The organism is Vibrio sp. 1180_3 (assembly GCF_029478545.1).
Taxonomy (GTDB): domain Bacteria; phylum Pseudomonadota; class Gammaproteobacteria; order Enterobacterales; family Vibrionaceae; genus Vibrio; species Vibrio aestuarianus.
This window is the reverse complement of the sequence record NZ_SJFM01000007.1, coordinates 72,548-95,971: the sequence shown is the minus strand read 5'-3', so window position 1 is coordinate 95,971 and position 23,424 is coordinate 72,548. Positions and strand designations below refer to the sequence as shown.

Annotated in this window: 23 protein-coding genes and 1 other RNA gene; 12 read left to right on the top strand and 12 right to left on the bottom strand. The window is 43.5% G+C overall.

Annotation, left to right across the window (positions count from 1 at the left end):
• Position 1: 1 nt before the first annotated feature.
• Positions 2 to 868, bottom strand: a complete 867-nt coding sequence (locus tag EYW48_RS06410; RefSeq protein WP_176245671.1) for a LysR family transcriptional regulator — start codon at positions 866 to 868, stop codon at positions 2 to 4.
• Between the two features lie 200 nt (positions 869 to 1,068).
• On the opposite strand from EYW48_RS06410, the gene EYW48_RS06405 reads away from it, so the two are divergent.
• The gene (locus EYW48_RS06405; RefSeq protein ID WP_176245670.1) at positions 1,069 to 2,202 is read left to right on the top strand and encodes an S-(hydroxymethyl)glutathione dehydrogenase/class III alcohol dehydrogenase; all 1,134 of its coding nucleotides are present in this window, start codon (positions 1,069 to 1,071) and stop codon (positions 2,200 to 2,202) included.
• Positions 2,203 to 2,265: 63 nt separating this feature from the next.
• The gene (gene fghA, locus EYW48_RS06400; RefSeq protein ID WP_176245669.1) at positions 2,266 to 3,108 is read left to right on the top strand and encodes an S-formylglutathione hydrolase; all 843 of its coding nucleotides are present in this window, start codon (positions 2,266 to 2,268) and stop codon (positions 3,106 to 3,108) included.
• Positions 3,109 to 3,178: 70 nt separating this feature from the next.
• On the opposite strand, the gene EYW48_RS06395 is transcribed toward fghA, so the two are convergent.
• The 5 genes from EYW48_RS06395 to EYW48_RS06375 form a co-directional block, all read right to left on the bottom strand.
• Positions 3,179 to 4,738, bottom strand: coding sequence for an AbgT family transporter (locus EYW48_RS06395; RefSeq protein WP_261926536.1), 1,560 nt, complete (start codon positions 4,736 to 4,738; stop codon positions 3,179 to 3,181).
• Between the two features lie 345 nt (positions 4,739 to 5,083).
• Positions 5,084 to 5,497 (bottom strand): prepilin-type N-terminal cleavage/methylation domain-containing protein, encoded by a 414-nt coding sequence (locus EYW48_RS06390; RefSeq protein ID WP_261926535.1) that lies wholly within the window; start codon positions 5,495 to 5,497, stop codon positions 5,084 to 5,086.
• Positions 5,487 to 6,740, bottom strand: coding sequence for a hypothetical protein (locus tag EYW48_RS06385; RefSeq protein ID WP_277432022.1), 1,254 nt, complete (start codon positions 6,738 to 6,740; stop codon positions 5,487 to 5,489). The genes EYW48_RS06390 and EYW48_RS06385 overlap by 11 nt, the downstream gene beginning before the upstream one ends.
• Positions 6,737 to 7,297 carry a pilus assembly protein PilW gene (locus tag EYW48_RS06380; RefSeq protein WP_176313197.1) on the bottom strand — a complete coding sequence of 187 codons (561 nt, stop codon included), beginning with the start codon at positions 7,295 to 7,297 and terminating at the stop codon, positions 6,737 to 6,739. Before EYW48_RS06380 ends, EYW48_RS06385 begins: the two co-directional genes overlap by 4 nt.
• Before the next feature lie 37 nt (positions 7,298 to 7,334).
• Positions 7,335 to 7,835 carry a GspH/FimT family pseudopilin gene (locus tag EYW48_RS06375; RefSeq protein ID WP_171980233.1) on the bottom strand — a complete coding sequence of 167 codons (501 nt, stop codon included), beginning with the start codon at positions 7,833 to 7,835 and terminating at the stop codon, positions 7,335 to 7,337.
• Between the two features lie 102 nt (positions 7,836 to 7,937).
• Here EYW48_RS06375 and EYW48_RS06370 point away from each other — a divergent pair, with 102 nt between their 5' ends.
• A complete protein-coding gene (locus tag EYW48_RS06370; protein WP_176313198.1) occupies positions 7,938 to 8,369 on the top strand; it encodes a type IV pilin protein in 432 nt (143 codons plus the stop codon).
• 76 nt (positions 8,370 to 8,445) lie between these two features.
• On the opposite strand, the gene dnaJ is transcribed toward EYW48_RS06370, so the two are convergent.
• From dnaJ to grpE, 3 genes are all read right to left on the bottom strand, one after another.
• Positions 8,446 to 9,591: a molecular chaperone DnaJ gene (gene dnaJ / locus EYW48_RS06365; RefSeq protein WP_171980232.1), complete on the bottom strand. Its 1,146-nt coding sequence runs from the start codon at positions 9,589 to 9,591 to the stop codon at positions 8,446 to 8,448.
• 296 nt (positions 9,592 to 9,887) lie between these two features.
• Complete coding sequence (gene dnaK, locus EYW48_RS06360; RefSeq protein ID WP_176313178.1) at positions 9,888 to 11,795, bottom strand: molecular chaperone DnaK; 1,908 nt, start codon at positions 11,793 to 11,795, stop codon at positions 9,888 to 9,890.
• Positions 11,796 to 12,190: 395 nt separating this feature from the next.
• A complete protein-coding gene (gene grpE / locus EYW48_RS06355; RefSeq protein WP_053310360.1) occupies positions 12,191 to 12,790 on the bottom strand; it encodes a nucleotide exchange factor GrpE in 600 nt (199 codons plus the stop codon).
• A gap of 143 nt (positions 12,791 to 12,933) precedes the next feature.
• Between grpE and nadK the strand changes: the two genes are divergently transcribed.
• The 3 genes from nadK to bamE all read left to right on the top strand — a co-directional run bounded on the left by nadK (position 12,934) and on the right by bamE (position 16,107).
• A complete protein-coding gene (gene nadK, locus EYW48_RS06350; RefSeq protein WP_053310361.1) occupies positions 12,934 to 13,818 on the top strand; it encodes an NAD(+) kinase in 885 nt (294 codons plus the stop codon).
• Positions 13,819 to 13,941: 123 nt separating this feature from the next.
• On the top strand, positions 13,942 to 15,606 hold the full coding sequence (recN, locus tag EYW48_RS06345) for a DNA repair protein RecN (RefSeq protein ID WP_277432021.1): 1,665 nt from the start codon (positions 13,942 to 13,944) through the stop codon (positions 15,604 to 15,606).
• A gap of 141 nt (positions 15,607 to 15,747) precedes the next feature.
• A complete protein-coding gene (gene bamE / locus EYW48_RS06340) occupies positions 15,748 to 16,107 on the top strand; it encodes an outer membrane protein assembly factor BamE (protein WP_053310363.1) in 360 nt (119 codons plus the stop codon).
• Positions 16,108 to 16,201: 94 nt separating this feature from the next.
• Here the strand turns inward: bamE and EYW48_RS06335 are convergent, their stop codons facing one another.
• Both EYW48_RS06335 and EYW48_RS06330 read right to left on the bottom strand, forming a co-directional pair.
• Positions 16,202 to 16,492 (bottom strand): RnfH family protein, encoded by a 291-nt coding sequence (locus tag EYW48_RS06335; RefSeq protein ID WP_274699864.1) that lies wholly within the window; start codon positions 16,490 to 16,492, stop codon positions 16,202 to 16,204.
• On the bottom strand, positions 16,489 to 16,923 hold the full coding sequence (locus EYW48_RS06330; protein ID WP_053310365.1) for an SRPBCC family protein: 435 nt from the start codon (positions 16,921 to 16,923) through the stop codon (positions 16,489 to 16,491). The genes EYW48_RS06335 and EYW48_RS06330 overlap by 4 nt, the downstream gene beginning before the upstream one ends.
• A 116-nt stretch (positions 16,924 to 17,039) precedes the next feature.
• Between EYW48_RS06330 and smpB the strand changes: the two genes are divergently transcribed.
• From smpB to EYW48_RS06300, 6 genes are all read left to right on the top strand, one after another.
• A complete protein-coding gene (smpB, locus tag EYW48_RS06325) occupies positions 17,040 to 17,525 on the top strand; it encodes an SsrA-binding protein SmpB (RefSeq protein WP_053310366.1) in 486 nt (161 codons plus the stop codon).
• A gap of 67 nt (positions 17,526 to 17,592) precedes the next feature.
• Positions 17,593 to 17,960, top strand: a transfer-messenger RNA (tmRNA) gene (gene ssrA / locus EYW48_RS06320).
• Between the two features lie 695 nt (positions 17,961 to 18,655).
• Positions 18,656 to 20,017 (top strand): type II toxin-antitoxin system HipA family toxin, encoded by a 1,362-nt coding sequence (locus tag EYW48_RS06315; RefSeq protein WP_277432020.1) that lies wholly within the window; start codon positions 18,656 to 18,658, stop codon positions 20,015 to 20,017.
• On the top strand, positions 20,014 to 20,481 hold the full coding sequence (locus tag EYW48_RS06310) for a helix-turn-helix transcriptional regulator (RefSeq protein WP_171981437.1): 468 nt from the start codon (positions 20,014 to 20,016) through the stop codon (positions 20,479 to 20,481). The genes EYW48_RS06315 and EYW48_RS06310 overlap by 4 nt, the downstream gene beginning before the upstream one ends.
• Positions 20,482 to 20,921: 440 nt before the next feature.
• Complete coding sequence (locus tag EYW48_RS06305; protein WP_277432019.1) at positions 20,922 to 22,499, top strand: tetrathionate reductase family octaheme c-type cytochrome; 1,578 nt, start codon at positions 20,922 to 20,924, stop codon at positions 22,497 to 22,499.
• Positions 22,499 to 23,098, top strand: coding sequence for a cytochrome b/b6 domain-containing protein (locus EYW48_RS06300; RefSeq protein ID WP_217902099.1), 600 nt, complete (start codon positions 22,499 to 22,501; stop codon positions 23,096 to 23,098). The genes EYW48_RS06305 and EYW48_RS06300 overlap by 1 nt, the downstream gene beginning before the upstream one ends.
• A gap of 159 nt (positions 23,099 to 23,257) precedes the next feature.
• Here EYW48_RS06300 and EYW48_RS06295 read toward each other — a convergent pair whose 3' ends face one another.
• Positions 23,258 to 23,383 (bottom strand): hypothetical protein, encoded by a 126-nt coding sequence (locus EYW48_RS06295; protein ID WP_274678482.1) that lies wholly within the window; start codon positions 23,381 to 23,383, stop codon positions 23,258 to 23,260.
• Positions 23,384 to 23,424 lie beyond the last annotated feature (41 nt).

Here is a 23,424-nt window from a genome sequence, read left to right as displayed (position 1 = left end):
GTTATAGCGCATCAGCAAGAAAGTCGACCAGCAACCTCACCTTAGATGATAAATGACGATTGTGAGGATAGAGAGCCCACACGCCCTCGCGATCATCACGATACGGCAATAGCACTTCCACCAGCTCACCTGATGCTAAATATGCCTCTACGTAATAATCTGGTAATTGTACCATTCCAATACCTTGCAACGCGGCATTAAGTAACGCTACACCGCTATTGCACTTAATTTTACCTTTAACACTTATCTGACGAGAACGCTGATTATCTTTAAAGCGCCAATGTCCCATCGTTCCTTGTAAACATTGATGATGAGCCAGTTCAGACAAAGTGTGTGGCGTACCATACTGAGCCAAATAGCCAGGACTTGCGCAAACAAACAACTGCCGATTACTCAATTTTTTAGCAATAAAGCTCGAATCCTCTAATTGCCCAAGACGCACCGCAACATCAACCCCTTGTTCAATAAGATCGAGCTTTTGGTTAGTCAGAATCAAGTCTAATTCCAGTCGAGGGTGCTGTTGTAAAAATTGATTCAGTAATGGCGCCACTTTTTGTTCACCATACGTCACGGGCGCGGTGACCTTTAATAAGCCAGAGGGCGTTTGCTGCATTTGGGTTACTGTAAGCTCTGCTAACTCTAACCCTTCCACCAACTGACGACATTGATGATAATAAAGTTGCCCCGCTTCAGTCAGCGAGACCTTTCGCGTTGTTCGTTGCAATAATTTAACCGCCAAACGCGCTTCTAATGTCGCAATACGACGACTTACATTAGCCACTGAAGTCGCCAGTTTGTGCGCCGCAGATGTAAAACTACCAGTCTCAGCGACCGCTACAAATTCATTGATGCCTTCCCAATTCGCCATTTTGATTATTACTGATACGTAAAAGTAATTCTTATTTTAGACTGATTATAAAAATTTTAGAAATAAATATACTGTCATTAACACTCAGCGACATTCGCTGTTATACCTATATCAAAGCCCATCGACTGAATCAGTGATGCTTAATAAAGCCACACGAATGACTCAGTGGATACAACCATTCAGGCGAAAAGGAAAACATTATGTCACAACCTCAATTCATTAAATCTCGTGCTGCTATTGCATGGGGACCAAATCAACCTCTGAAAGTCGAAGAAGTTGACGTCATGTTGCCTAAAAAAGACGAAGTGTTGGTACGTATTGTGGCGACCGGAGTATGCCACACCGACGCTTTTACCCTTTCAGGTGAAGACCCAGAGGGCATATTTCCTGCCATTTTAGGACATGAGGGCGGTGGTATTGTCGAAATGGTTGGCGAGGGTGTAACAAGCGTCGATGTCGGTGATCATGTCATTCCTCTCTACACCGCAGAATGTGGTGAGTGCAAGTTTTGTCAATCAGGTAAAACTAACCTTTGCCAAGCGGTGCGTGAAACTCAAGGAAAAGGATTGATGCCCGATGGCACCACCCGCTTTTATAAAGACGGCCAACCCATCTTCCATTACATGGGCTGCTCTACCTTTTCTGAGTACACCGTATTGCCGGAAATTTCATTAGCCAAAGTCAATAAAGATGCGCCATTAGAAGAAGTCTGTTTACTTGGATGTGGCGTAACTACTGGTATGGGCGCAGTACTTAATACCGCCAAAGTTAAGCAAGGTGATACCGTGGCGATCTTTGGCTTAGGCGGCATTGGTCTTTCGGCAATAATTGGGGCGAGAATGGCTGGTGCGAGCCGCATTATTGGGATTGATATCAACGAAAGTAAGTTTGAATTGGCGACTCAGCTAGGCGCGACCGATTGCATTAATCCGCGAAAGGTCGATAAACCAATCCAAGATGTGATCATTGAGATGACTGATGGCGGTGTTGATTTTTCTTTTGAGTGTATTGGTAACGTCAACGTGATGCGTCAAGCACTCGAATGTTGTCACAAAGGCTGGGGGGAATCTGTCATTATTGGGGTTGCAGGTGCTGGGCAAGAAATTTCAACCCGTCCTTTCCAATTAGTGACCGGTCGAGTATGGCGAGGCAGTGCATTTGGGGGCGTTAAAGGTCGCTCAGAACTGCCAGAAATCGTTGAACGTTACATGGCTGGCGAGTTTGGTTTGCAGGAATTCATTACTCACACGATGGGCTTAGAAGATATCAACCATGCTTTTGAACTCATGCATAAAGGGGAAAGTATCCGCTCTGTGGTTCATTTTGATAAATAGCGACTTCAGTTCACACCTTCAGTCAGCAAGCACCTCTCAATGAGGTGCTTGATAGGTCATACTATGAATATTGAAAATATTAGCCAAGCCAAAGTCTTCGGTGGCTGGCATAAACAGTACACACATCGATCACAAGCGTTGGGATGTACCATGCGTTTCGCCATTTTCCTTCCCCCGCAAGCTGACCATCACCCCGTTCCGGTTTTGTATTGGTTATCCGGCTTAACCTGTAACGATGAAAATTTCATGCAAAAAGCAGGAGCTTTCAAAGAGGCGGCCAAGTTAGGTATCGCGATTGTCGCGGCTGATACTAGCCCACGAGGAGAAGAAGTGCCTGATGATCCACAAGGTTGCTACGACTTAGGCTTAGGCGCGGGGTTTTATCTCAATGCAACCCAAGCGCCTTGGTCTCAGCACTACCAGATGTACTCGTACATCGTACAAGAACTGCCAGATTTGATTGAGCAACATTTTCCAGTCAATGATAAACGCGCCATATCAGGACACAGCATGGGAGGCCATGGAGCGCTGACCATTGGATTAAAAAATGCTACACGCTATCAATCAATATCCGCTTTCAGTCCTATCTGTAACCCTATGCAATGTCCCTGGGGACAAAAAGCATTTCGACATTACCTTGGTAATGATCAACAAGCTTGGAAAGCTTATGACGCGGTTGAGCTCTTAAGTTCACATACGCCCAAGCTGCCAATTTTGGTTGATCAGGGGGAAGAAGATACTTTTTTACACGCGCAGTTAAAACCAGAACGACTCGCAGCGGCAGCGCAAGCTTCAAATAGCCCACTCACTTTAAGAATGCATAAAGGCTACGATCATAGTTACTTTTTTATTCAAAGTTTCATTGATGAGCATTTAGCCTTCCATGCACAACATCTCAATCCATAAGCTTCGAATCGTCCACAAAAAAGCCCGTGAACAGTATCACGGGCCTTCTTTACTTGATTTGAAGCATCACTTACATGCTGTAAGTATATGGTGCTTGCACGCCTAGAGGGATACCGAAAGCCCAATAAGCCAGCAAGAAAACCGTCCAACCGATAAGCATTGCAATTGAGAACGGCATCATCAATGACGCTAATGTACCAATACCTGTTGATTTCACATAACGTTGGCAATAAACCACAACCAGTGGGAAGAACACCATTAGCGGAGAGATAATGTTAGAAACTGAATCACCTACACGGTAAGCCGCTTGCGAGAGTTCAGGAGAGATCCCCACCGCCATTAACATTGGTACTAGAATTGGACCAATTAATGCCCACTTAGCTGACGCAGAGCCTACCAACAAGTTAACGCACGCTGTCAGTAGAATCATACCAACAATCGTAGCCTGACCAGGTAGATCCATCGCTTTGAGACCTTCAGCGCCATACAACGCCAACATAGTACCGATATTCGATTGACCAAATGCTGATAAGAACTGAGCACAGAAGAACGACATAACAATGTACGCGCCCATCGTTGCCATCGTTGCAGACATTGCTTTAATGACATCATTGCTGTTTTTAAAAGTACCAGCGACACGGCCATAAACAATGCCCGGAATAATAAATAGGATAAAAATCAGTGGCACAATAGATTTCATCACTGGTGCAGAGAATGCGGTGAGCTCACCATCAGGTGAACGGAGCGCTGAATGTTCAGGGATCAGTGCTGCCACAAGCAAACCAATACCAACAATCATTGCCCACCCCGCATACTTAAATGCTTTTGATTCAATCGCAGTAAAAGTACCTAAATCGGGTGCGGTTTCTGCATCTTCATCAACAGGCATTTTAGCCAAACGTGGCTCAATGATTTTCTCTGTCACGTACCAACCAATCGCCACAATGATGATTGATGAAAGGCCGGTGAAGAAAATATTCGCTAACGGGTTAACCACATAGTCAGGATCCAGTACTTGAGCAGCCGTTTGAGTAAAGCCAGCCAGTAGCGGGTCAATACCTGAAGGAATAAAGTTCGCTGAAAAACCACCCGATACACCAGCAAAAGCCGCGGCAATACCAGCTAATGGATGACGCCCCGCAGCATGGAAGATAATACCGCCCAATGGAATGACCAGTACATAACCAGCATCAGCGGCAGTATGGGAAACAATAGCCACTAAAATCAGCATTGGGGTAAGAAGCTTAGCGGGTGTGAAGTTCAGCATTTTCTTCAAACCCGTGGTGATAAAGCCTGAAGAGTCAGCAACACCAACACCAAGCATGGCAACCAAAACGATGCCTAACGGCGCAAAACTGGTGAATGTGGTGACCATATTCGCCAAGAAACTCGCAAGCGCTTGGCCAGTCAGTAAGTTGTTAACTTGCAGTGCTTCACCCGTGCGAGGATTGATAAGATCGAATGTAACATTCGACAAAAGTGCAGATGAAACCCAAACAATAACCAGTGCCCAGAAAAACAAAATAGCAGGATCTGGGATTTTGTTACCTGCTCGTTCAATAAAGTTTAAAAAGCGATCCATACCGCTCGGCTTCGGCGATGGTGCTTGTTGTGTCGCTTGGTTACTCATTGGTAACTCCATATGTGATGTTGCATTTGCAGGTCTTCGTAAAATAGTTTTTCGACCCAATAATTAGCGATAATTCTATAAAAAAGCGAAAGCTAAAACACAACACCCTATGTGTTTTTGCAAAAATGGAGACATAACTTGCAAAAACAGCACCACACTACAACAATCCACACACAAGCAGATATCAATTAGCGCTACAAATAGATAACTTTAGTGCAAAAACATTGATTCCATTTATGAGTAAACACTGAGTTAGCAAAAAATTAAATACTCGTATCAATCGGTGTTACCTCATAAAAAAGCATGAGAGCGTGTTGACCTTAATAACAGCCAAGTAGGAAATGATTAATCAAATTCGCTGAATGCTGAGAGCATAGTTTGCAACTTCACAGACTGCTTTTCCCCTTGACGATCAAACCATGATGCTTCGATATCAATACTCTTTAATGCGCCCGATAAGCTCACAGAGGGAACAGACCAACGTAAAGTATAAAAAGAGTGCGAGGTATCTTGCCCATCAATAATATCGGCAGAGAAATCTGCTAATGTCATTGAAGATAACGCTGAGGACGCACCACGAGTACGAAACCACTCCAGTTTATTTTCAGCCAAATGAAGCGCTTCAATACTATGCAAAGCAAAGTCTGCTCTTTGCTCAACATAAATGTGCAGTTTCACTAACCCTAGGCTACTAATACCAATCAATAGAAAAGCAATCATCACTTCGATAAGGCTAAAACCTTTTTGTTTAGAGATCATTCCACGACCCCTTGCGCCATTTGACGGTATTAAAAGGTTTCCTTGATTCATCAATCACATCTTTATTAAAACGAAAATCTAGCGAATTAAAGAAAATAGCCGCTTGCCCTTCAGCATCAAAAAACTGCCCACCCGACACTGCAAATGCACCATGCTGATAATAAGAAGCAGCCGTGCGATAACTGTTCTCAATTGGACTAGATGCATGGTTTAAATAAGCATTGGCGGCAAAAGCCGCCCAGTCTGCCACCGTCGGTTGGTAATCTACATTAAAATGAAATAGCACACCTTTGAATGGATGGGCAGAAGCACCTAACTCTGGCTTACCCATTATCGACATTAACCCATCATGCACCAGAATAGTCACTCCCTGCGTTGTTTGAGTAGCATCGACAAGAGCGTTATATTCTGAACTCTCTATTTCACAACCCCCTTCTAACCAAACCCGAGTATTACCAGCGTCAATTTCACTTACCAATTTAGTCCCGCAATGGCTAACAGTTTTTGGCGAACCGCTACCGCTAATCACTGTAAATTCACCACTATCTCTTACTGTATTGTGCTCAGTAACAGGGACACCAAAATATGCTTCAAATGGCGATACATCAGGATCCAACACAAAATCTCTCCCAACACCAATACCACCAATTAATGAAGATAAATGGTCATTACCTTCAAGGTTAATACACTCCTTACCATCCGGATTGTTAAAATCGGCGTAGGGAGGAACTCCATGAACAATACCCTTGTTGTCGACCACGGCCGCATAAAATCGACTGCGATACCTAAGTGCAATACATTGCCATCCATCTGCGGTTAATGCTCCGGGATCTGGGGTTGAAAATGTGGCACTTGAATGAAAATAGAGATCGGCGCTGGATTGCATCGCGCCCGGTTGTAAGGCACCAGACGTTAAAATTGTTTTGGAAAGAGAAAGGTAATGAGAACGAGCTGAAACTAAATAGCCGTTCGCCAATGGTTCTAAGGTCAGTGCGACAGGTGTGGTGAATAAGCAAGGTTGAAGTGTAACAGGCAGCCCATCAGCAAGTTTAAATTGCGTATAAACGCACTCAAGTCCCCCCTCTGCTCGCCAGTGATCTTGCCTTGCTTCAATTTCATTTTGCGCTCTTTTTATTTGATAAAGGGTCGCGCGATAACTGCCCAAAACCAGCGTCAAGGTAATAGCCAATAGCAATGCTGTGACTAATAGCGTAATTGCCCCTCGCCACTTCGCTCGCCTCATTGCCAATTCCTCTGCTTAATATTGATTGCAAGTGCATGGGAAACACTAGGATCACCAACTAATGCTGCGGCCATCGAAATAGTGAGATAAGCAGAGCTGACCCCCGATGATGCCAAGCTTACTTGCTGCACGTGAAACTTAGTCACCATGATTTGCTGCGGTTCAAAAATAGCCGAGCAACCCGATGTCGCTGCTGACACTGTTTTTGTCACCATTGACGACGGTCTATCACACACTTTCAACTCACCAGAAACCCAGCTCAGTGATACATTACGAATTTGTTCAGGCGGTTGGCGGTCATCTAAGTAAGCGTAAGCGAGCGTTTTGGCATCCGCCGAAATATAAACCAGATCATCACTATCTTGCAGCCGTAAAGGGGAGCGACTATCACCAGCGTAGCCCGCTCGCTGAATGTCTTGTTTTAAGTATTGTAAAGTGCCATAGACTTGTTGCAGCAGCAGTAGTTCTTTACCTCTTTCTGCTGCGCTGCTCTGACTAGTGACAAATACCGAACCAATGATGCCAATAGCCATTAAACCAATAACTGACGCGACCATAAATTCGATCAACGTAGCCCCGCCTTGTTGCAATGAATTAAGAACACGCCTTGAAACCAAAGTGGTCTCCTCCAACAGCGCATATTCTCATTTTTCCCGAAAGGCGAAATGATCCTAATTTTAAAGCACCACCACTGCTGGTAAAAATAAAACTGCCGCTAGTCGCTCGGCCATTAATTGCATCGAAATTAATCTGTTCTGAAACATACGTTGTCGATACCTCGATATTGTTATAAGCCTCTCCAGAAAGGGATGAAAGAACGGTTCCTCCAGGATTGGTGGCAGAATCCGTTAACACGATAGACCAATCACCACTGTTATTACTTGCGCCAGAAATAGCGATATGAGCCCATAACTCTGTTTTTCTTCTCACCGCTTCTGAGCGAGCATTCATCACAAATCCATTCAATTCATTAGCTAGGCGCTTCATTTTTTGACTCTCACTGACATGCGTAAAACTCGGAGCGGCAACCGACAGTAAAACGGCAAGTACCATTACAGTGATCAGCAGTTCTAACAGAGTAAATCCGCGAGCCATTTCCCAAACTCCCATGTAAATAAAATATGAAACAAAATTCATCTTGCGCGAATGCTAACAGCTAATAAAAATGAGCGGGAAATCGATAAGGAACTCCACGTGATGATTCGAAATTCACTCTGCAACGGCAACAAAATAAGACGATTAGGAATGACATTGATCGAATTATTGATCGTCGTATCAATCATTAGCCTGTTAGCGGCTATCGCCTACCCCAGTTACAGCAAACATGTATTGAAAGGACATAGGACAACCGCATTGGCAGATATGGCGAAAATTCAGCTCACGCTAGAGCATCACTACGACAATGGTTATAACTGGAGTCAGCTCATGTCAGGAGGAACGTGTCTAATTTGTGATAGTGATAGCGAGCGCTATCTATTTGCTGTTGCGAGCTCTGCAACCCATGCTTATATCATTACCGCAACGGCCCAAGTGACTAAGGGGCAAGATAAAGACCCATGTTTGCTCAGTGATAAGAAAATGACACTCACAGCCAATAATGAAGCCGAGCCGAAAACGTGTTGGAAATAGCTTATGGTTTGTGAATGCTAAAAACAAACAAGGCCCGCAATTGCGAGCCTTGAAACATCATATTGTTAACGCGCTATTAGCTAGTTAAGTCATCAAAGAACTTTTTAACGCCATTGAAAAAACCTTCCGATTTAGGTTTATGCTTATTCGCTGCATCCCCACCGCAAGTATCTTCAAATTCACGTAATAGCTCTTTTTGGCGTGCGCTAAGTTTGACCGGTGTTTCAACGACCAACTTAACGATCAAATCGCCAATCGCTCCACCACGAACGCCTTTCACACCCTTACCGCGCATACGGAACATACGTCCAGTTTGCGTTTCTTCAGGTACTTTTAAGCTAACACGGCCATCTAATGTTGGGACTTCAACTTCCCCACCAAGCGCTGCCATCGTAAAGCTAACAGGAACTTCGCAGTACAAGTTATTGCCATCACGCTCAAAAATGTTGTGCTCTTTGACATGCACTTGTACGTACAAATCGCCAGCTGGTGCGCCCATTTCCCCAGCTTCACCTTCACCGGATAGACGAATGCGATCGCCCGTATCTACGCCCGCTGGAATTTTCACACTCAGCGTTTTCGATTTTTGCTTGCGACCTTGGCCATGACACACATTACATGGGTCTTTGATGATCTTACCTTTACCATTACAGGTTGGACAGGTTTGCTGAACAGCAAAGAAACCCTGACGCATCTGAACTTGACCATGCCCATGACAAGTGCCACAAGTCTGAGCCGACGTGCCCTTCTTAGCACCCGTCCCTTCACAACTGTCACAATGCACTAGTGTTGGTATTTCAATTTCTTTCGAACAACCACGAACCGCTTCTTCTAGCGATAATTCCATGTTGTAGCGTAAATCTGCACCGCGTTGTGCACGAGCTTGGCCACCACCACGGCGACCACCGCCAAAGATATCACCAAAGACATCACCGAAAATGTCGCCGAAGTCTGCGCTACCACCGCCACCGAAGCCACCACCGCCCATGCCGCCTTGTTGAAAGGCTGCATGACCATATTGATCATAAGCGGCTTTCTTTTGTGGGTCAGTTAAAATTTCATACGCTTCTTTTACTTCTTTAAACTTATCCGAAGCGCTTGCATCCCCTTGATTTCTATCAGGGTGAAACTTCATTGCTAAGCGTTTATACGCCTTTTTAATATCGCGCTCAGAGGCATCTCGGCCAACGCCTAATACTTCGTAAAAATCACGTTTTGACATGTTCTTCGTCACCAATTTATTACTGCAAACGACAAATATCGTTCGGTGTTTATATCAATCTAACTAATGGCTCTAGATTCTAATGAACTAAAATTAAAAAGACACTTTTAGTTAGATAGACACCAATGTTTTCGATTATGACTTACAAACGTACGGGCGTAAGAGTTACCTCAAACGCCCGCAAGAATAGTCCAGACAAGGATCTTGATTCAAAACTAGATAGCTTGATTTAGGAGGAAGTGCGTTATCTCTATCGCACTTCTAACACCTAAATTAGGCAACTCTAGTAAAGAGAATTACTTCTTGTCTTCTTTAACTTCTTCAAACTCAGCATCTACAACATCATCTTCTGCAGATTGTTGTTGGCCTTCACCGGCTTGCTGTGATTGAGCTTTCTGTTGAGCGATTTCCATCAACTTCTGAGCAGCAGCCATTAAAGCTTGAACTTTAGCGTCGATAGCTTCTTTATCTTCGCCTTTCTTCGCTTCTTCTAGCTCTGTAATCGCCGCTTCAATTTTCACTTTATCGTCAGCAGGAAGCGCATCACCCGCTTCTTCAATTTGCTTACGTGTACCGTGAATCATTTGGTCAGCTTGGTTACGTGCAACCACTAACTCTTCGAACTTCTTGTCCGCTTCTTTGTTAGCTTCTGCTTCTTGTACCATTTTCTCGATTTCTTCATCAGACAGACCACCTGAAGCTTGGATCGTAATCTTCTGCTCTTTACCAGTTTGTTTGTCTTTCGCTGATACCTTCAAGATACCATCAGCATCAAGGTCGAAAGTTACTTCAATTTGCGGCATACCACGTGGCGCAGGTTGAATACCCTCTAGGTTAAACTGACCAAGAGACTTGTTGTAAGTCGCTTGCTTACGCTCACCTTGAAGAACGTGAATCGTTACTGCGCTTTGGTTATCTTCAGCTGTTGAGAACACTTGATCCGCTTTGGTTGGGATGGTTGTGTTTTTCTCAATCAGTTTAGTCATTACACCACCCATCGTTTCGATACCGAAAGATAGAGGAGTAACGTCTAGCAATAGTACGTCTTTAACATCACCCGCTAGTACACCACCTTGAATTGCCGCACCAACCGCTACTGCTTCATCAGGGTTCACGTCACGACGAGCTTCTTTACCGAAGAACTCAGCCACTTTCGCTTGAACCATTGGCATACGAGTCTGACCACCAACGAGGATAACATCAGTAATGTCACCTACAGATAGGTCAGCATCCGCTAGAGCAACTTTTAGAGGCTCAAGTGAACGTTGTACTAGGTCTTCAACTAGAGATTCTAGTTTCGCACGCGTTACTTTAACGTTCATGTGCTTAGGACCCGTTGCATCTGCCGTTACGTAAGGTAGGTTCACGTCAGTTTGAGAAGCTGAAGAAAGCTCAATTTTCGCTTTTTCTGCTGCTTCTTTAACACGTTGCATTGCTAACGGATCATTTTTCAGGTTGATACCTTGTTCTTTTTTGAACTCATCAACGAGATAGTTGATCAGGCGGTTATCGAAGTCTTCACCACCAAGGTGTGTGTCACCGTTAGTTGCTAGAACTTCAAATGTTTTCTCGCCTTCAACTTCATCGATCTCGATGATTGAAATATCAAATGTACCACCACCAAGGTCGTAAACTGCGATAACGCGATCGCCGCCTGACTTGTCTAGACCGTATGCTAGAGCAGCAGCCGTTGGTTCGTTGATGATACGTTTCACTTCTAGGCCAGCAATACGACCAGCATCTTTTGTTGCTTGACGTTGAGCATCGTTAAAGTAAGCAGGAACAGTAATTACTGCGCCAGTAACTTCTTCACCTAGGAAGTCTTCAGCTGTTTTCTTCATTTTCTTAAGAATTTCAGCTGAAACTTGAGGAGCCGCCATTTTCTGGCCTTTTGCTTCAACCCAAGCATCACCGTTATCAGCTTTTACAATTTTGTAAGGCATGATTTCGATGTCACGTTGTACTTCTTCGTCTTCAAAACGACGGCCGATCAAACGCTTAATTGCAAATAGCGTGTTGGTTGGGTTTGTTACCGCTTGACGTTTTGCAGGTTGACCTACTAGCGTCTCACCATCTGTATATGCAACTACCGATGCCGTTGTACGCTCACCTTCTGCGTTTTCGATTACGCGAGGTTTGTCGCCATCTAAAACAGCAACACAAGAGTTAGTAGTACCTAAGTCAATACCAATGATCTTACCCATCTGGCTATCTCCAAATAAATTCTATTTTGTTTTTCACTATCCCCAATATGGGGCTGGAGAACAGGGTTTCAACCCTGGCTCACAAACTAAACAAGGATGTTTGTTTCTCGTATGCCCAATAAATAGGGGCGCTAAAAACCATTTCAAGGGCAAATTTGAAAAAAATTACGATTTTTATATCTAAACTCTTCTTCGTGCCGATGAATACAGGAATACGCGCTAGGCATAACGACATAAACCATGAGTTTTCTTCTATCAAACATCTACTCATTAAAAAGAGAGGCCTTAGCCTCCCTTGTACAGCAAACAAGCCAAAACTTGATTGCAAATCATCACTCTTAAATAACATCATGGAGAAACAATAACTAAATTGCGCACCAATGAATTAAAAATGATTATTTAGAAACCATCACCATTGCCGGACGAACAACGCGCCCATTAAGCTCATAGCCTTTTTGCATCACAAACATCACCGTATTCGGCTCGTGATCAGGACTCTCTTGGATCGACATCGCTTGATGGAATTCAGGATTAAATACTTCGCCTTCTGGATTAATTTCTTTCAGACCAAATTTTTCAATTACGCCAACAAACGTTTTATGCGTAAGCTCGACACCTTCAACCAATGGCTTGATCACTTCATTGTCAGCATCAGCCGCTTGAATAGCGCGCTCTAGGTTATCCAGTACTGGTAATAACTCTTCTGCGAAGCGGCTCAAGGCGTACTTACGCGCTTTATCAACTTCGGCTTCAGAGCGACGACGCATATTTTCAACTTCAGCTTTTGCTCTTAGAACCGTATCTTGCTGCTCTTGAATTTTTGCTTCGCTCGATAGTAACGCGGCTTCTAATTGAGCAATTTTGGCTTCTTGCTCATCCAATTCAACGCTTTCGTTCCAATCGATATCAGCTTCAGTACCCACAGCTTCAGCTTCTTGCTCTACTACATCTTGCTGTAGCTCTTCTTCTTTCATGGTGTTTTTTTCGTTGCTCATGATATCTCCAGAATCCAACTATTTTGCGCTTAACACGACAAGTATCCGCACGTTAAACACACAAAAATTCGCACAAAGGCATAACTTGCCTTTATTATGGGGATGATGAATCCTGATTCAAGCCTAATTAGTTGGGAAAACCTATGAAAAAACCATTTGAAGTGATAGCTATCATTGGAAAACCGCGCGATCAACAAGCCATACATACGCATAAAGAGCTTTACCAGTGGTTAACTTCAATCGGATATCCAGTCTTTGTCGATGACAGACTGAGTGACATTTTAGATGGTGTCCCTGCCGAGCATTTCGCAAGCTTATTGGATATTGGTAAAAAAGCAGATTTAGCCATTGTCGTTGGTGGTGACGGCAACATGCTTGGTGCTGCTCGAGTACTGTCACGGTTTGATATTTCGGTTATTGGTGTCAACCGCGGAAATTTAGGCTTTCTAACAGACCTAAACCCAGAAGATTTTCAGCAACGGCTGCAAGCGGTGCTTAATGGCGAATATCTAGAAGAGCAGCGCTTTTTACTCGAAGCGGAAATTCATCGCCACGGGCAAGTGAAAAGCCATAACACCGCACTTAATGAAGCGGTACTTCACCCTGGGCAAGTTGCGCGAATGATTGAATTTGAGGTCTATATTGATGATAGCTTTGCTTTCTCACAACGTTCCGATGGTCTCATTATCTCAACCCCAACAGGCTCAACGGCTTATTCACTTTCCGGAGGCGGGCCAATTTTATCGCCAAGCCTTAATGCCATCACTTTAGTGCCAATGTTCCCACATACACTTTCTAGCCGCCCACTGGTTGTGGATGGTAACCGTAAAATTAAGCTTATCGTGTCACCAGATAACAGGGGCACACAAGAAGTAAGCTGTGATGGGCAAGTCTCTTTACCTGTCTCGCCAGGTGACGAAATTCATATCTATCAAAGCCCTAATATCTTAAGGCTGATCCACCCTAAAGATTACAGTTACTACCATGTATTACGGGAAAAATTGGGCTGGTCGAGTAAGCTATTTTAAATTAAGAAGTACTTCACAATTCTCTTGCTAGCAAAAATAAAATGATCTGAGCAACTTTACTGTATAAAAAAACAGGTTATACTGTTTTCTTATACAGTACTGTTCAATTATACAGGTAATAAAATGCTGGCTCATTTAAGTGTGAATAATTTTGCTATCGTTAAATCATTGCAGTTAGAGCTTTCCAAAGGAATGACAACCATTACTGGCGAAACCGGCGCAGGGAAGTCGATTGCCATTGATGCGCTTAGCCTCTGTCTTGGTGGCCGCGCAGAAGCCGGCATGGTCAGACAAGATGAAGAAAAAACCGAAGTCAGTGCTGCCTTTATTTTGGATAATAATCTACATGCTACGCGTTGGTTAGAAGACAATGATCTGCTCGATAATAAAGAGTGTATTTTACGTCGAATTATCACCAAAGAAGGGCGTTCACGCGCTTTCATTAACGGTAGCCCAGTTCCGCTTTCGCAACTAAAAGCACTCGGACAACTGTTGATCAATATCCATGGCCAGCATGCTCATCACCAATTAATGAAAAGTGAACATCAAATGGTCATGCTTGATCAGTATGCTGGCCATATTAGCTTGTTGAAAGAAACAAGGTTAGCCTATCAAGCTTGGCGTCAAGCCGATAATCAACTTAACCAACTCAAAGAAAATAGTCAGCAAAATCAAGCTCAAATACAACTTTTGGAATACCAAATTAAAGAGCTAAACGAATTGGCTATCGGCGAAGAAGAGTTCAATGAATTAGAGCAAGAGCATAAACGCTTATCTAACAGCGGTGATCTAGCCACCCTGTGTCAACAAGCGATCGAACTCATTTACGAAGGTGAAGAAGTGAATGCGCTTGGCATACTACAATCAGCAATCAGCTCATTAAATGAACTTGCAGGTTTAGATACAAAGCTCGCTCAGCTGCCGAACATGGTAGCCGAAGCGATGATCCAATTAGAAGAAGCCAATAGCGAACTCAGACATTATTTAGACAGCATCGACGTCGACCCTGAACGTATGGCCTATGTCGAAGAACGATACTCAAAAGTCATGTCTATCTCTCGTAAACATCATATTGCGGCAGAAAATCTTTATCAGCATCACCAAGATCTTTTAAAGCAGATCGAACAACTCGATTGCTCTGAAGAAAAATTGCAAGCAATAGAAATGGACGTCGAAAAACACTACCAAAGCTTTGTTGTCGTTGCTGACAAACTGCATAAATCTCGTAGCCGTTACGCTAAAGAGTTAGATAAGCTCATCAGCCAAAGCATGCATGAATTAAGCATGGAAAAAGCTAAATTTTGTATCGAAGTTAAACATGAAACAGCACATCCATCACCACTCGGTTTTGATACGGTGACCTTCTTAGTTTCAACCAATCCAGGGCAACCGTTGCAACCCATTGCCAAAGTGGCATCAGGTGGTGAACTTTCTCGTATCTCATTAGCGATTCAAGTGATAACGGCTCAAAAAGTGGACACCCCAAGTCTCATTTTTGATGAAGTCGATGTGGGTATCAGCGGCCCAACAGCAGCCGTTGTCGGAAGAATGTTAAGAACACTAGGTGAATCGACACAAGTACTGTGCGTTACTCACCTGCCACAAGTCGCTGGTTGTGGTCATCAACAATTGTTTGTGAGTAAACAAGCCAAGGCAGGAAAAACCGAAACCCAAATGAAACGTTTAGATAATGAACAACGCATTACAGAACTCGCACGATTATTGGGAGGAAGCAAAATTACGGAGTCAACCCTAGCCAATGCTAAAGAGCTATTGATCGCAGCTTAAGTTCGTTTTTTCTTCTAGGTTTGCAACTAAACTCAAAATTCACGGTCTCAATTAGCTCGTAGTTCAGTCAGCTTTTTACTTCTGCCGTGAGCTTGTTTATTATCAGCCAAGTTTTAAAACTTATTAGCAAAGAATTTAAGTATGCAGTTAAAGAAATGGTTAATAGCAGTACCACTCGCTATCACAATGCTAACTGGGTGTTCGTTGGCAGAAAAACTGGTATATCGTATCGACATTAACCAAGGTAATTATGTAGAGCAACAAGCGGTAGATAAGCTTAAGTTCGGAATGACCAAGGAACAAGTTCGATATGTCATGGGCTCTCCAATGTTGGTTGAAAATGGTTACCCTGATACGTGGTATTACATTTATCACCATACCGAAGGCCACAAAGCTTCTATACAGAAAAACCTGATTGTGAACTTTAATCCTTCTGGTTCCTTGGTTAACGTCGCTGGAGACTTCTCCCCAAGCGAACAGTTTTTCGAAGGGATAAACTAACTCGGATTGATAAGATAGATATAAAAATAGGGTTCACAGTGAACCCTATTTTTATATCTATCTTACTCACCTAAATTTAGGGTAGCTATGACGCTCAACCCTGTTCGGCTCTCTTACGGCGAATCTCTTTAGGGTCAGCAAGCAGTGGCCGATAAATTTCAATACGATCGCGATCTCTAACCAGTGCATCTAACTTTACATTGCGACTAAATACACCAACTTTATTTTTCGCTAAATCAATTTCTGGATATAATTCAAGTACTCCAGATTTTTCAATGATTTCCTGAACATTTAAATTTTTATCCACCACTAAATTCAGCACTCGCTGCTCATGAGGTAGTGCGTAAACAACTTCAACATGGATCATGTCAGACTCAATACTCATGCTTGATACACCTGCTTGGCTCGTTTTGTAAACGCATTGACCATATTGCTCGTTAATTCATGAAAGATTTTTCCGAAAGCCAACTCAATCATTTTGCTCGAAAACTCAAACTCTAGTTTCAGCTCGACTTTACACGCTTGCTCATCAAGTGACGTAAAGTACCAACCGCCTCTTAATGTCTTAAAAGGACCATCAACCAAATGCATCACTATCGCTTCACCTGTGACCAAAACATTTGATGTTGTGAATGTTTTGCTAATCCCTGCTTTCGACACATCAACAGAAGCGACCATTGACTGCTCAGAAGACTCAATCACACGAGAACCTGAACACCCAGGTAAAAATTCAGGATAACGAGCAACGTCATTCACTAAATTAAACATTTGTTCTGCGCTAAAAGACACTAAAGCAGAACGACTGACTTGCTTCATATTCACTCCTCATCATCACCTAAAGAGTCAGGTGTGTAACAATTTTACTTTTATTCTTATCCTACGCAAATAAAAGGATTTCATAAGCTCACACCAAGCCGTATAATGACGACATTATGGTAAAGAAAAAATCAAACTCAAAAGCTGGTAGCAGTACCATTGCTTTAAACAAGAAAGCTCGCCACGAATATTTTATCGAAGATGAAATAGAAGCAGGGCTAGAGCTCCAAGGCTGGGAAGTAAAATCTCTTCGTCAAGGCAAAGCTAATATTGCAGAAAGCTATGTTTTCATGCGAGACGGAGAAGCTTTTGTCTCAGGAATGACAATCGTACCTCTTCAACAGGCATCTACGCACGTTGTCGCTAACCCGACTCGTGTTCGAAAATTATTACTGAGCCGACGCGAATTGGACAATATCACAGGGCGAATTAACCGCGAAGGTATGACGTTAACGGCGTTGTCTCTTTATTGGTCTCGTTCATGGGTCAAGCTTAAAATTGGCGTATCGAAAGGTAAAAAACTTCACGATAAACGTGATGATTTAAAAGAAAAAGATTGGGCAAGAGAGAAAGCACGCGTAATGAAGAGTTCATTGCGTTAATCTTGACCACTTAGACGCATGGAACTAGACAGGCACTGCTTTTCTGGTACTATGCTTCAACACCCTTGGGGCTGATTCAGGATTCGACGGGAATTTTGCAGTCTGAGGTGCATGCCGAGGTGCGGTAGGCCTCGTTAACAAACCGCAAAAAAATAGTCGCAAACGACGAAAACTACGCACTAGCAGCTTAATAACCTGCCAAGAGCCTTTCTGCCCTAGCTTCCGCTCGTAAGACGGGGAATAACAGAGAGTCAAACCCAAACAAGCTCGTGCCGCGTCTCCCGCCTGAGAGACAAAGCATTAAAATTAATTCAGGATAGCCATTAGATAGCGTGTCGGTTCGCAGTTTGATGGTGAAATTAAAGATCGACTAAGCATGTAGTACCAATGATGAATGATTTTCGGACGCGGGTTCAAATCCCGCCAGCTCCACCAAACGTTTGGAAACAGCGTTATTTCAATAGGTTAGCGCCTTTTGGGATAGCGCTGTTTTTGTATGGGTGCCACACCTCATAAAGTCTATTCTTTACCTTATTCAACACCTCGCACCACACATTATCCTAACCATCTGAATATAAAGCAGTTACCAATAAAAAAGGGGTTATCCTATCCCCACAATTCTCTCTCCTACCAACGAGCGATGTTCAATTTCAGTCCGCCGTTGATGATTTTGAGTTACGAAAACACCTTACTTATTGGGATAAAATTGATGTCCCTAAAAGCTCGTTTTGTACAGGTTCATCATTAGCCTGCACGATTAACAATACTTTTATGCGCATAAAAAAGTAACGTTCAAACACTTTTACGCGCATTAAAGTGTATAAACTGTATTTTTGTATGTAGCAGCCATTCTTAATCTCCTCATTCACTTTGTTCATTTAAGGCAACTGTTCATTTATTATGAACAACCTGCATAACTGAACAAACAATTAACGCCCTGCTCCCTATCGCAGCTTTCATAGCTAAAACAATCCATTCTGCTCATCAACAATTTTGACTTACAATCTATGAGTAATAATTTACTCACAAAGAGTCTCGATACACATTAATGAGTAATCATTTACTCATAACTTGAAAATAAACGACTTTACGAGTAAAGTTTTACTCATTGATAAGTAGAGGTGTTGTCGATGGAAGAACTAACCGTACAAGCTTTTATCAGAGGTGAATGGATAGATATTGGTATCATCTCATTCCCTAAAAGTAGCCAACATAATTTCCGAGTGACTGAACTCAACTACCTCAGCGACTATGCGCTAGAACATCACGATAAAGATGACTTTCACGCGGTTTCACTAAACCACCCTGTCTCATTCTTTTTTGATGACATGGGTAAACCTGGATGGTTAACGTTTCTAGACGATATTATGCCTAGTGGCGCTAGTAGACGATACTGGGTCAAACACCTAGATATTGAAGACCTTAGTTCTGATGAACAAGACTATGTTTTGCTCAAGTTTGGCACAATGTCGCCTATTGGTAACTTAAGAGTAAAAGACTCTCTTCCTGAGCGCTACGAAGTAGCAGACAACCTCTACTTCTCTGTTGATGATGTTAAAAATCGAGCAGGTGATTTCCTCGACTATGCACAGCAAAGAGGGGCAGCCGCAGGTGGTGCAACAGGGGCTGGAGGTGAAGCGCCAAAACTGATCCTCCGATGTGGTTTCGATCATGGATCTGGCAGCGAAAAAATATGGATTGACCCATACCAAGATGACAATAGCAACCACGACTTACATTACTTAGTAAAGTACCCTAGAGGCTCAAGAAGCACCATCGACTGTAATATTCTAAGAGCTGAGTTCTACTTCTACCACGAGCTAACTGAAATGGGAGTTGAAACGATCGCCACCGACGGTATGCGCTTGGAGGAAGGATTAAACTACCCTTCCTTATGGCTTCCTCGATTTGATGTTCAAATTATTGATCAACAAATAGAGAGATTTGGCATGGAATCTGTGTATTCCATTTTGAACAAAGGTGCTGGGGTCACTCTTGATCACGAAACAACAATCCGAACTCTCATAGAAAAAATTACTGAAAGTAATATGATTAAACACCAAGGGTATAGGTTTGATACCCAAGCTTTCGTTATTGAATGGGTGAAGAGAGATCTACTCAACATCTTGTTTGGTAATAGTGATAACCATGGCAGAAATACTTCATTCTTAAAAGGTGATGGAGTCATAAAGCTTGCTCCCATTTACGATTTCGCACCAATGAAAGCTGATCCTGAAGGAATTCCAAGAACAACAAAATGGAAAGCCCCACTAGAGGTTGGCGGAACTTACGACTTCGTCGGCATTGCAGACACCTTATCTGATCTGGTGCCAAAGGAAGTGTTATTAAAAGAGCTAGCGATTACTGCAAGTAAATGCGTAGACCTAAAGCAGAGACTCGCTTTACGAGGAGTACCAGAACAAATCTTGGAGATGCCAGCCGTTGGACTTAATTATATATCAGAAAAGCTCACTAAATGGGGGCTACTATGAAGCCAAGCAATAAAGAGTCCGTACAAGATACGGTAGCTCGTCTAAGAGCAAACCGAAATCAACAGCAGCCCAAGGTTGGGAAGAATGCAACTCATTCGATCAAAGAGCAAACACAACTCGATACTCCAACGAGATCGAAAGCCTCAAAAAACGCCAAAGCAGTAAGTGCAGCGGAACGCAAAACCGAAGCGAACAAAATTATCAAGCAACTATTACTTAGTGAGCTTACACAAGGTCAAGCGTTGAAAAATTTACGTATTAATATACTGGGACTCAAACAGGATGTGTTCGCAAGACTTGTCGATGTCTCAAGAAAAACACTCTCAGATATAGAGAATGATCGGGGCAGCTACAATACAGAGATTCTCAACAAGGTATTCAAACCATTTGGCTTAAAAGTCGGAATGCTACCGTCTTCTCCCGATGTGTTAAAATCGCTACTAATAGATAGTGAGGCTGGGTAAAATACTCAGTATCAGCGCTATTGCTTTAGATTAAATTGCTATAACAAGCTAGCATTTTTAAATAATTTAGGAATACATGGACGCGGGTTCAGTTCCTTTTGAAGCAGGAAATTGATGTAACATTTGATGCAACACCAAATTGGTAACATCGTTATAAGTTACTGAATTTATGAAAAGTGAGAAACCATTTCAACTCCCGATACCGCATCCCGCTCACAAAGCAGATTCTGGCGCTATTAGAAGTAATGAAGCCGATTTGATTGAGGCAGGTTTACACTGCAACAGTAAGATAGGATTCTTTGCGCGAGATCTCACTTTTACGATCAACTTGGTAGGTATTTGACCAAGCTCAATTAACCATTAACTTTATATGGAAATTTCATACGCACCCACTACATTAACAAACACTAATAAAATAATTGCTAATAAAAGGTGTCGATATGAAAAGGAATTTGAAGATCACCTTCAGTCTTGCACTGGCGATGGTGTCTGCTCCTTTCCTAGTTCTGGCGCAGTCAACCGCCGACCACTCTACGTTTAAGCAACTTGAGGGGCCATTTAGTTCTGGCCCAGAAGTGACCAAAGCGTGTCTCGAATGCCATACCCAAGCAGCCGAACAAATTCAACAGACGTCTCACTGGACATGGGCGTTTGATGTCGGGTTTGAAGATAAGATCCTTGGTAAGAAAAACGTGATAAACAACTTCTGTATTTCAACGGCATCCAATGAGCCACGCTGCACTAGCTGTCACGTTGGCTATGGTTGGAAAGACAATACTTTTGATCATAGCAAGCAAGAAAATGTCGATTGCCTGGCTTGCCACGACAATACGGGGGAGTACAAAAAGTTCCCAACCGATGCGGGCCACCCAAACTATACCAGCAAAGAGTGGCCAAAAGGTTCAGGTAAAATTCGCCAACCTGTTGATCTGAAAGCTGCCGCGCAAAGCGTTGGTGACCCGTCACGGGAAACGTGTGGCGCCTGCCACTTTTATGGTGGCGGTGGTGATGGCGTAAAACATGGTGATATGGATTCTAGCTTAGTGACCCCCAACCGCGCATTGGACGTTCATATGTCGCCTGACGGAGCCAACTTTGCTTGTCAAGATTGCCATACCACCACAGGCCACCAAACCGCCGGCTCTCGCTACCTGATGAATGCTAAAGATATCGAAGGGGTCGACTTTCCCGGTCATGGGGATCAAACCCGCGCCTCCTGCGAATCCTGTCATGGCCTTGAGCCACACCAAGGGAACCGTTTAGCTAACCGGCTCAACGAACACGTGGCCAACATTGCATGCTCTACCTGCCACGTACCCGAGTATGCACGTGAAAACAAAACCAAAACACAGTGGGATTGGTCAACCGCCGGCGATAAATCACGCCCAACCAGCAAAGATGATGAAGGCTACACCACCTATACCCCGGAAAAAGGTGACTTTGTATGGGAACGTAATGTGGTTCCCGATTATGCCTGCTTTAATGGCGAGATGAGTTACACCACGATTGGCGAGAAAATCACCCCCAATGCACAAGGCGTGGTTGAACTGACGCAACCGCAAGGACGCTGTGGAGACGACGACAGCCGCGTGTGGCCATTTAAAATTATGCGCAGCAAACAGCCTTATGACACCGTCAATCAAATCATGGTGACGCCGCATCTATTTGGGAAAGACGAAAACGCCTATTGGAAGCATTTGGATTGGGATAAAGCGGCGACGGCCGGCATGGCCGCCACGGGCAACCAATACAGTGGTGATATGACATTTGTTGATAGTGTGTACCACTTCCCTATCGTGCATATGGTGGCGCCGAAAGAACAAGCACTCAAATGTGGGGCGTGCCATACAGAAGACGGTCGCCTCGCCAAACTCTCCGGCTTTTATATGCCGGCACAAACCTCAATGTCGCGACTCGATACCATCGGCTGGTTAATCGTACTAATGACCCTACTGGGGGTGATTGGCCATGCACTGATGAGAGCAAAAGAGAAATCATCTAACCAAGGAGATTCATAATGAAAGTGGTGATTTATAAGCGATTCGAACGCTTTTGGCACTGGAGCCAAGCCTTGTTGATGATGGCCATGTTAGTGACCGGCTTTGAGATTCATGGCACTTACAACTTACTGGGGTTCGGAACCGCCGTTTTGTGGCATGAGTATTGTGCGTTTGTGCTGATGACCTTATGGGCTTTTGCGATTTTTTGGCATTTTACGACTGGCGAATGGCGACAATATATTCCAACCACAAACAAACTCGGTGCTGTCATCGATTTTTACCGCCGCGGAATTTTCGCTGGTGAACCTCACCCATTTCACCCAACGGCAGAGCTAAAACTCAACCCACTTCAGCGTCTTGCCTACCTTGGCTGGAAGCTGATGATGGCGCCCCTTATCTGGGTAACTGGGCTATTGCTACTGTTCTATACGGAGTGGGACAGCTTTGGGCTCGGATTTTTCTCCTTAACTTGGGTCGCCACCTTGCATGTGGTGGCTGCCTTTATGATATTGGCTTTTCTCATTGGTCATGTTTATATGACCACCACAGGTGAAACGCCGACCGCTCATATTAAAACGATGCTGCGTGGCTACGAAATAAAAGAGCCCCAAGACTAACCAAGCGCACCAATATAAAACCCCAAAGCTTAAGCTCTGGGGTTTTCTTAGTTTAACTTGATAGCCATCGTTCTAAGTAACACTTCACTCTTACAGATTAAACGGCTCTACTTTGTCAGCGATCAGGCAAAACGGGGATAGCTATATCCAAACATATGCTTAACGACTCAAACAGCTAAAAGCAGCAATTAGCAGAAAGCCATCAACATCAACATCAACATCAACATCAACATCAACATCAACATCAATAATAATGTCATTGTGGCGAACGGATGCTACCAACAATACCGCAGCTTTAAATCATAGGGATGATTAATAAAGTATTG